Raw genomic sequence first — 10,926 nt, 5'->3', positions numbered from 1 at the left:
TAAGTAGCCATTCTTTGGGCTTATACATCTCTAATATTTTCATATTATGTAATACTACATTACATTAACTTCGCAATTTCTGTATTGCACTTTCAATCCGATAAATATATATTCTACATTTAAATTCTAAGTAGAATGATAGAAGATTTAGCCTGTAAATTAATTAAAGTTACAGAAGCTGCAGCACTTTCTGCGTATAAATTTGCTGGTTTAGGTGATGAAAAAGAGGCTGACCGAGCTGCAGTAAACAGTATGCGTAAAACCTTAAACTCTTTAGAAATAGACGGCACAATTGTAATCGGTGAAGGTGAAAGGGATGAAGCTCCTATGTTATATATTGGGGAAAAAGTCGGCACTGGAAACGGCGTGAAACTTGACATTGCAGTTGATCCGCTTGAAGGCACTACGCTTTGTGCACATTTTAGGCAAGGAGCAATGTCGACTCTTGCCGTAGCAGCGCAAGGTAATTTTTTACATGCACCTGACATTTATATGGAAAAAATAGCAGTAGGAAAAAATCTACCAAAAAGGATAGTATCATTAAAAAATAGTATTGAAGAAAATTTAAGTAATTTAGCTAAAGCAAAAAATCGTAAAGTTGATGAGCTTGTGGTAAGTATATTAAAAAGAGACAGGCATAATGAGCTAATATCACGAATTAGAAGGTGTGGAGTAAGGATCAAATTAATAGATGACGGAGACATTGTGTCTGTAGTTTCTCTAATAAACGATAATCATGATATGTATATAGGAATAGGTGGAGCTCCAGAAGGAATAATTGCAGCAGCAGCACTTAGCTCTATAGGCGGACAAATGGATGGTAAGTTAATATTCGATACTGATGAGTCGAGAAAAAGAGCGAAAGATTTTAATATCTACGATATAGATAGGATTTATTCTATAGAAGATATGGTAAGGGGTGAATCAGCGTTTATTACAACTGGAATAACTGATGGAGAACTTGTAGATGGAATAAAATATGACAAGAAAAGTTGGTATACTGATTCATTAATTGTACTACCTGGAGAAGTAAAACATATTAAGAATAGAATATATAAAGTAAGGTAGACCTTGCCTGTTATACTAAATGATAGTCTTTATAATTTTTAACTAATGAATATTTTTAAACGAATCTCTACTCTTATTTCTAATAAATTAGATGAGCTTAAACAAAATGGAATTTTGAGCGCTAGCATAAAAGATTTTGTTGTTGAATCTCCAAACAATAAAGCACATGGTGATATCTATACAAATGTTGCTATGTTGCTTGCAAAATATGAAAAAAGAAATCCCATAGAAATAGCTAAGATTTTGGCAGAAGAGTTTCAATCATTTACTGAGGTTTTAAAAGCTGAAGTTGCAGGTCCTGGTTTTATTAATATGTATTTAAAGATGGAGGTTTGGCATGAAGTATTAGCACAAATAAATGAATTAAAACTTGATTTTGGTAATCTAAATATAGGTAATAATCAATTAATCAATGTAGAATTTGTATCTGCAAATCCGACAGGGCCACTTCATATTGGACACGTAAGGGGGGCAGTTTTTGGTGATGTGCTTGCAAATTTATTAAAAAAGGCAGGTTTTAGAGTTGTTAAGGAATATTATATCAATGATGCTGGTTCTCAGATAGAAACATTAGTTGAATCTGTATATCTTAGGTATAAAGAAGCTCTAGGGGAAAAAATTACTGTAGAAAAAGGGTTGTACCCTGGAGAATACCTCAAATCTATAGGTAAAGAATTAGTACAGAAATATGGTGAAATGTTTTTGAATAACCCTGATTACAATAAAATTAGGGATCACGCTTTAAATGCTATTTTAAATCTTATAAAAGAAGATTTAAATTCTCTTGGAGTCTTTCATGATATTTTTACTTCAGAATCTAATATACAAAAGAGCGGTAAGGTTGAGGAAAGTATAAAGATATTATCAAATAGAGGCTTAATTTATGAGGGATATTTAGAAAAACCAAAAGGTAAAGAAAGTGATGATTGGGTTCCAAGAAAACAGATGATATTTCGTTCTACAAAATTTGGTGATGATACTGATCGTGCACTAAAGAAAGAAGATGGGAGCTGGACATACTTTGCTTCTGATATCGCGTACCATTTTGATAAGATATCACGTGGTTTTCATCATTTAATATTAGAACTTGGTAGTGATCATGGAGGTTATATAAAAAGATTGAAGGCAATAGTTGCAGCTCTTAGCAATAATCAAGCTAAGATAGAAATAAAATTACATAACATAGTAAATTTTTTAGATAATGGTAAGCCAGTTAAAATGTCTAAAAGATCTGGCAATTTTTTAACAGCAAAAGACGTAGTAGAAGAAGTGGGAAAAGATATTACTCGATTCATAATGTTAACTCGCAAAAATGATATGGTGTTAGATTTTGATTTTACAAAAGTAAAAGAACAATCAAAAGATAATCCTATTTTTTATGTGCAATATGCCAGTGCTCGCGCACACTCTTTAATGCGTCGTGCACCTAGAGAGCTACCACCTGCAAATCTCTCGTTTATATCTTGTGATGAGGAAATATCTTTAATCAAAGTTTTAGCAAAATGGCCAGAAATAGTTGAAATTTCATCACGCCTTTACGAGCCACATAGAATTACTTTTTATTTATTTGAAGTTGCGGAAGCATTTCATGTTTTATGGGGATACGGGAGAAATAATTTAAACATGAGATTTATAATAGAAGATAATCTTGAATTAACTGCAGCAAGAATATTTCTTGTACAAGCTATAGCCCATGTTATTGCTTCTGGATTTGCTGTTTTAAATATTGTAGCACTAAAAGAAATGAATTGACCTTTCTATTATAATGCATATACACTATGGGTAATATTCAAAAAAGCAAAAGAATTATCACTAAACATCCACTAACTAATAATACAACTATTTTTATACACTACTATAACTTGTGGATCACTAACTTTACTGTTTGGTGGTTCACTGTGAGCTTCTTCACTATCAGGTATGAAAATATTGGATAGCTTTTTTGGTATGTTTTGATAATATTGGGACTTTTCATTTAATGGTCCTTTAATCTCCATATATTCACCTTTCTCAGTGAGTAATTCCATTATTTCTAAACTATTATACATGCCTAGAATATTACATTGATATGCATAATCTAATAATATTCTTCCAAATTCATCTCTAGTATTTACATCAAATTTTGTTTCTTTAATTAAATATTGTAGTACATTTCTATTATACCCATTACAGATAACTAACCTCATAAAACGCAATTCTATTTTAGATTCATTCAGTTTTATGTAAGGTGCTAAAGTCATACATAATTTTATTGCTTGTTCAGAAACTTTATCATAAGAGTTTTGTTTCTTGAGAAGTTTTACGGGTTGAAAAATAAGACTTATAATGTCACTAGTTGAGTAGCCATTAGCACATGGGTTAAGCCCTTCGTTTAGCAAAATGTTAACAATTTCTATTTCTCTATTTGATATTGGTGACTCTGTATAATAATCTAATTCTCTATCTATATGCCTGTTTAAAACTACATCTAGTAAAGTAGCTTTTTTATAGTAAGAACCGCAATATGGAGGTAAACTGACTCTAAAGTTAATATCAGCACCTTGGTCAATTAAACAAGATACTTCTTTTCCAAATTGCTGTAGTTGTGCTTTTCCCTGTACTCCTTCTATTACCTTAAAAAATAACTGACGATTTAATGCATACTTTTTATTATGGATTAACATAAATAACCATTTATTATTAATGATGATTATAATACCACTATTCCTAATTTTGCACAAAAAAAAGTATTAATCCTATAATTAACTTATATTAAGTTTCTGAATATTTTTTTCAGTATTCCAGCTTTCACAGATACTCCCGTAAGTTGAGAGCTTCCTTTTAGTGGTGAAATTCTTACATCATCATAATCATTTTCTTGAACAGTAGAAGCAGAAGAATTATTTCCTATTTCTTCATATATACTTTCAGTAGAAATACTACTCTTTATTTCTTTTTCTTGAGTATTAGAAGAAGCAGAAATATTATTTCCTATTTCTTCGTATATATTTTCATTAGAAGTACTACTTTTTATTTCTTCATATATATCTTCAGTAGAAGCACTGCTTTTTATTTTTCCACATGCAACAGAATCATTATTCATATCTTTCCTCACCAAATTAATTTTAGATTACCTTCCTATTATAAAGGAATAGTTCTTTTAAGTCAAGAAAATTAAGAATTTAACCTTTTGCTTAGCACTGAATTCACTAAGCTTGGATTTGCTTTTCCTTGTGTGGCTTTCATTATTTCTCCCACAAAAAATCCATATAATTTTATTTTACCACTCTTATACTCCTGAACTTTATCTTCGTTATTGAGAATAACTTGATTCACAATTTCTGATATTTCATTCTCATTTGCTATTTGTTTCAAGCCTTGCTCTTCAATGATTATTCTTGCAGATTTACCTGTTTCAAACATAGTATCAAATATCTGCTTAGCAAGTTTACTAGAAACTGTTTTATCAATAATAAAATCTAGTAATTCAGAAAGACTGGCTGCCTTAACAGGAGAATTTTCGATGTCTATTCTCTCTTTATTTAAACGACCAAAAAGCTCAACAGTGAGCCAAGTAACAGCAAACTTTGCATCATGTTTTTTTACCAATACCTCAAAATAGTCAGCAATTGATTTTTCAGATATTACCACTCCAGCATCATATTCGCTTAAACCAAATTCTTCAATATAACGTTGTTTTTTTTTATCAGGTAATTCGGGCATGGACTTAATAATAAGATTAATAGTATCTTGAGTAATTGTAACAGGTAATAAATCTGGTTCAGGAAAATACCTATAATCACTTGCATCTTCTTTACCTCGCATTACCTTAGTTTTTCCACTATCTACATCAAATAGTAAAGTTTCTTGATTAATTTTTCCTCCATTTTCTATAACCTTAATCTGCCTCTGTACTTCATAATCTACAGCTTGCATTATATTTTTTATAGAGTTCAAATTTTTTATTTCACAACGTGTTCCAAGTTCCATTGTACCTTGAGGGCGAATAGAAACATTTGCATCGCAACGAAGTGAACCTTTCTCCATATCACAATCACAAGAACCAACATAACGTAAAATCTGTCTTAATTTTTTTATAAATTCAGCAACTTCTTGAGATGATCTCATATCAGGTGCAGTAACTATTTCCATTAAAGCAATACCAGAACGATTCAAATCTATGTACGTCTTATCTTTGTGATGGATGCTTTTGCCTGCATCTTGTTCTAGATGAATCCTTATTATATTTACTTCTTTATTGTTTTCACAAAGAAATACCTTACCATTTTTAACTATCGGCTCAAAAAACTGTGTTATTTGATATCCTTGTGGTAGATCAGGATAGAAATAATTTTTTCTATCAAAGTAAGAATTTAGGTTAATTTCTGCAAACAGAGCAAGACCTGTTCTGATTGCTTGTTCTACGCAGTAATAATTTAGCACTGGCAACGTTCCTGGCATTGCAGCGTCTAGCAAAGAAACTTGAGTATTGTGTTCATTGCCAAATTTAGTTGAAGCACAAGAAAATAACTTTGTATTGGATGAAACTTGTGCATGAACTTCAAGTCCAATAACCATTTCCCAAACTATCTTTTCGCCATTGGTTCGCATTAGTTCTTATTTAAATAAGTAAGTATATCTTCTTGTGTAATATAGTCAAATCTTGACAAGAAGCCAATATTAGCACATAATTAACATACATGTGAAATAATAATTATAGAATTAATAGTGAGGCAAAATACTATGAACATAAAAAATGAACGTTATAGCAGAATAAAAGATGCATTGTCTTATAAATATATAGATAAAGATACAGGTCAAAGCAAAGATACAGGTTGGTATGATACTGAAGGAATACTTGCAGCTTTATACGACTACCTACCTAAAGATGGTCAAAATGATAATACACCGGTTATTCTTGTACAAAATTTAAGTAAAGAATATATTTTATCTGATGAAAAAGGTAACATAGATGAAAAAAAGATAAAAGAAAACATAAATAAAGAATTTGGAGATAGAGAGGTTATTTTAATCAGAAATAAAGATAATAATCACTGGTATATTGAAGCTATTTTTAATGATGATAAAGGACAAAAAAAAGTTCTCGCTTTTGACCCTATAAAAGAAAGCATACAACAAGATGATATTAGTTCTTGTGGTCCAATAGTTGTTGAAATGGCTAAGCTGATGTTTAAACATATGGATCAAATAAGATTATCACCTACCGAGATAGATTGGAAAGAATTTTTAGAAAAAAATAATCCTGCCTTAATTGATGACATAAAAAATATTGGGATAATCAAGTATGATGGTAAAATGGAAGAGAGGCTTCATTGTATAAAAATCAGGGAAGAGCATTTAAAAAAATATGAAGAGCTAAACGAAGAGGCAATCAATAATCTTATATTATCAGGTTCTCAACAAAAATTTAATCAGGCAATTTCCAAAGAAAGCGTTGAAGCAGTAGAAAATAATGTACAACAAGACATATTTGATAATGGTGAGATATTAAGTGCTTATAGTCCTGAACAAAGTAAAGATACTGAACAGCCTAGTAGTATAAGAGATATATGTAAAAATGTTACTCCTTCATTATTGATACAACCTAATGAAGATATTATTGATGCTGTTAGAGAAGTTAATCATGAAAAATTACGGACTTTAATCAGAGATTCTGGTGCAATTTTTCTAACCAAGCCTTCTGGCAAAAACCGTTCATTTGATCAAACTGTACTAAAAAGTGCTATTGCCTATCCTATAGCTGCTAAAGAGAAAATAGAGTTGTTTCAATGCTTATTTAGCTGTAGAATACAGGCAGAAAATATTCTGAAAAATTTTTCAGAAGTTGTTAAGGAAAATAAACTTGATAAAAAAGAAATACAAGAGATAGGAGAATTTTTATTAAAACACTGTTCTGAATACCATGACGGTATAAAAGATGCTTTTAATGGTATTTTAGATAAGAAAGAAATAAAAAAGATAGAGAATAATATTGAAAATTTTACAAAAGAATTGCGAAATAATTTGAAAAATTGTTGTACAAAAGGAGATATTGAAAGTATTTCCATTGATGGTTCTTATGTTAATGTAAAATTTAAGGAAAAATTTAAGAATCATAATCCTATAAAAATTAGTGAATTTTTAAATAATAATTTCTGTAAAAGTAATGGAATTTCTGGTTTATCAATTGAAGGTGGCATACATGTCTGTGTTTCTCACACAGGGTGCAGACATTATATTGTTAGCAATGGTTCATATGAAATGAATCTAAAGTGGCAAGCAAATGGAGTAGAACAAAATATCAAAATACATATTAGTTCTGATGGCACTGTAAGAGTAGATAATGAATATTTAGAGCAATACGAATCAGGTAAAATAGATGTTGCTGCAAATAAAGACATGAAAATAGGAAGCTTTTCTTTATTTGAAGCTTTAGAGATAAGAAGATGGAAAGAGAATAGAGTAACTAAATTAATGAGAACATTGAGACAGGTCAATCGAGAACGTGGAAATACTAATGTAAAAAGTCCAGTCCATGAATCTATTGCTCCTAGTCCTCAGCTAAAACTCTCTACGGCATCTAAAATAAGGGAGTTAGCGAAGAGACAGAAACAAGAGCGTGAAAATAATGTACAAAATGATAGATTAGGTCAAGAGCGTAAAAATATTTTAGATAAAGAACTAGAGGAGTATTTAAGACAAAACCAAAAGCATAAAGAAGATACTAATATGGAGAAGAAAAATACTCAAAAAATAAGTTTTGGCCTTGTGACAAAAGGCTCATCTATGGTAGATAACTTGAGAGAAGCAGTAGAGAGAAGATCACATCAAAATGACGAGGGCTACGAATCCTTAGGAGAATATGAATCTCCAGAAGAAATGGATTCAAGTTATCAATCATCATCAAAAGATGAGGAGAGGGAGAGAAGTAGTTCGAAAGTAAATGTTTCTGATTTAGAAAATGCAAGTGCAAAAAATTATTCAGGCCTTTCTAGAGCTGATAAATTAAGAAGATCATTGGATAGAATTAACAATCGAGATGAAGGTTATGAATCTGATAATGAAAAAAGAAAGAATTTAGAAGTAAATCTATCAAGTTCTTTTAATTCTAAACATAAACTCTCTATGGTAGCTAAAATAAGGGAATTAGCGGAAAGACAGAAGCAAGAGCGTGAGAATGATGATCTGACGTCTAATGAGAAAGGGCAATGTAATAAATCTTCAGAAAAACATGAATCTCCAGAAGAAATGGATTCAAGATTAAAAGAGGAATTAGAAACAAAGTTAAAACTCCATAGTGAGGGAAACTTGCTTAAAAAATCTGAGAATTTGCAAGCTCCTGTAAAGAAACTTACTGAGCATGAAAAACTAATGTCTGAAATAAAAGAAAAGGCTCATTTATTTCAAAAGACAACAGCACAAAAACTTGAGGAGTTTGAAAAACAAAAAGAGCAGAGTAAAAGTAAAGGTATGAAATCAGAAGTTGATGATGGTAAAAGTGGTGTATATTATGAGCCTATAGATATAGATAGTGCTGATCTAAAACCGTTGGACGTAAGTAAACTTAAAGAGAGTGGCTATTCTCCTTTGAAAGATATTTCTTTAGATTCAGATAAGTTTAAAGCTTTAATTGAAAGACAAAGAGCTGAAAAAAATAATTCGCCACAACGTTCGCCACAACGTTAATGTGAAATGGTATACAAACTTACTTTTTATTGAGTAAGTTTGTATAAAACAAAATTACATAATGTACATTATGTAAAATAAGAGTGACTAAGAAAGAGCAATTACGTGCATTTTAATTTTCTTACTTCCTGACATCTCACTTATATATCAGGAATGCTATTTTCAGCTTTAGAGATTTTATTAATTGAGCTTCAAGAATCAAAGCCTCAGCTTCATTTTTAGAATGTTCAGGTCATCTTATATACACCTGAGTAATCAATTTAACTTGATTCCTTTTAACTTGATTCCTTATAATCTCCAAGGGCTGTGAATTTCTATTCACACAATCAAACCAAAATTAGCAACTAGATGAAAGATAGAAAGTACATTAGCTATCATAGATAGCCTATTCTTTTTTAATTCACCAGAACTACAATTAATTTTTACACTATCCATAAATTGATTAACAATGGAGGAAAAGCTAGCTAATTCATCAAGAGCTGCATTAAAATGATTATTCTTTATCGCTTGTTTTATATTCTCATTGGCAGTAATTAAATAGTCTGAGAGTGCAATTTCTTCATTTTCAATTAAAAGCCTTCTATTATAAGATAGAGTTGGTTTGTCAGCTTTTTCTGCCTTATTAAGTATATTACTAATTCTTTTATAACTAACCATAATTTTACTACCTTCAGTAGTGCTAAGGTAGTGATTTAATATAGAAATCTGCTTTTCAGTAGTTAGCAAATCATTGATATTATCTTTGCATAAAATAGCATCTATTATGTCTTTTCTTATGTTTTTTTTCTTTAAGATAGTTTTAAATCTTTCTAAACAAAGCTTTAATACAATTTCTAACACCTGTTTTTTATTAATCTTATTAGTCAACATTGAATCTTTACTAGATACCAATCTTGGATACAAGGATAAAGACTTTTCTATTAATAGTTTTATTGGTATATGTAAATCATTTTCAAGAATAACTCTAATTATACCTATTGCAGTTCTGCGTAGCCCAAACTGATCACTGGAACCTGAATTTTTTTCACCTGCTGCGATTAACCCAACAAGATTATCTATTTTATCAGCAATTGATAGTGCTACTGTTGTCGGTGATGATGGACACATCTGATTTTGATTCACAGGAGCATAATGTTCTATAATAGACTCTATGACTTCATTATCTTCATTATAATATGAAGCATAATACCCTCCAATGATTCCTTGCAATTCAGGAAACTCTCTAACCATTAGAGTAGCTAAATCAGCTTTAGCAAGATATGCAGCACGTTCTACTTTAATTAAGGAGGCATAAGGAATCCATATAGCTATGTACTTTGATAAGGCTATAATACGTTTTACTTTTTCCCCTATACTACCAAGGAAAGCATGAAATGATATTGAATCTAGTTTATTGACATAATAGTCTAGATTATTCTTTTTATCTTGAGATATTAAAAATCCTGCATCAGCAAGACGTGATTCTAATGTTTTTTCATATCCTTGAATAATCTTTTTATTACTAACATTAACAACAGTTGCAAAATGCGAAATGTTATGATTTTCATCACTAAAAGCAAGGTAATTTTGCTGTATGTTTATTATACTAGTTATTACTTCTTTAGGTAAATGAGAGCATACTTCCAGGTTGATTTTACCAAATAAAACTATTGGTTTTTCTAATAAACAAGCTAACTTACTTAACAAATACTTACTATAATCACTATTCTCAAATTTTAAACGATGTAACTTTGTAAACTCAATAATCTGATCTAATATAAATTTCTTTCTCTTATCCTGTTCTAAAATCACTTGATTTTTATCAAGTAATTCAAAATAATCTTTTATTTTATATACAATTAATTCTTTACTTTTTGTAAAAAAACGATGACCGTATGTTACACGCGAGGCTGTAGATCTTGCAAAATACAAAGGGATTACCTCATCATCAAAAATACATAAGATACTTTTTATTGGACGTACCCATTTTTCTTCTACTTCACCCCACCTCATACTCTTTGGCCATGGAAAAGTTCTTAACATTTCTTCTAATTTACTTTTTAAGATTTCTTTTACATTTGATAAATAATTATATTCTTCTACAAAATAAAAATCTGAGCCATTTACCTTTTTTATAAATAGATCTTTCTTCTCTTTACAAACTTTATTTAAAAAAGCTTCTAAGACATTCTGTGAAACGGATGTGCCAGGTCC

At 30.3% G+C, this 10,926-nt stretch carries 7 protein-coding genes; 3 read left to right on the top strand and 4 right to left on the bottom strand.

Annotated features, from left to right (window positions below; genetic code table 11):
- Positions 1–135: 135 nt before the first annotated feature.
- Positions 136–1,068, top strand: a complete 933-nt coding sequence (glpX, locus tag V6U76_RS02870) for a class II fructose-bisphosphatase (RefSeq protein WP_408647416.1) — start codon at positions 136–138, stop codon at positions 1,066–1,068.
- 45 nt (positions 1,069–1,113) lie between these two features.
- Positions 1,114–2,820 carry an arginine--tRNA ligase gene (gene argS / locus V6U76_RS02865; RefSeq protein WP_333023516.1) on the top strand — a complete coding sequence of 569 codons (1,707 nt, stop codon included), beginning with the start codon at positions 1,114–1,116 and terminating at the stop codon, positions 2,818–2,820.
- 71 nt (positions 2,821–2,891) lie between these two features.
- Here the strand turns inward: argS and V6U76_RS02860 are convergent, their stop codons facing one another.
- The 3 genes from V6U76_RS02860 to gatB all read right to left on the bottom strand — a co-directional run bounded on the left by V6U76_RS02860 (position 2,892) and on the right by gatB (position 5,658).
- Entirely contained in the window at positions 2,892–3,731 is an 840-nt protein-coding gene (locus tag V6U76_RS02860; protein ID WP_333023515.1) for a hypothetical protein, read from the bottom strand.
- A gap of 83 nt (positions 3,732–3,814) precedes the next feature.
- Entirely contained in the window at positions 3,815–4,150 is a 336-nt protein-coding gene (locus V6U76_RS02855) for an alpha-amylase domain-containing protein (RefSeq protein WP_333023514.1), read from the bottom strand.
- 71 nt (positions 4,151–4,221) lie between these two features.
- The gene (gatB, locus tag V6U76_RS02850) at positions 4,222–5,658 is read right to left on the bottom strand and encodes an Asp-tRNA(Asn)/Glu-tRNA(Gln) amidotransferase subunit GatB (RefSeq protein WP_333023513.1); all 1,437 of its coding nucleotides are present in this window, start codon (positions 5,656–5,658) and stop codon (positions 4,222–4,224) included.
- 117 nt (positions 5,659–5,775) lie between these two features.
- On the opposite strand from gatB, the gene V6U76_RS02845 reads away from it, so the two are divergent.
- A complete protein-coding gene (locus tag V6U76_RS02845; protein ID WP_333023511.1) occupies positions 5,776–8,733 on the top strand; it encodes a hypothetical protein in 2,958 nt (985 codons plus the stop codon).
- A gap of 318 nt (positions 8,734–9,051) precedes the next feature.
- Here V6U76_RS02845 and glyS read toward each other — a convergent pair.
- Positions 9,052–10,926: glycine--tRNA ligase subunit beta (glyS, locus tag V6U76_RS02840; RefSeq protein ID WP_333023510.1), on the bottom strand; the 1,875-nt coding region annotated here is incomplete at its 5' end.

This window comes from Wolbachia endosymbiont of Pentidionis agamae, from assembly GCF_036711655.1.
GTDB lineage: Bacteria > Pseudomonadota > Alphaproteobacteria > Rickettsiales > Anaplasmataceae > JAZHPY01.
The sequence above is the reverse complement of the archived record's forward strand: the minus strand, read 5'-3'. Positions and strand labels throughout refer to the sequence as shown.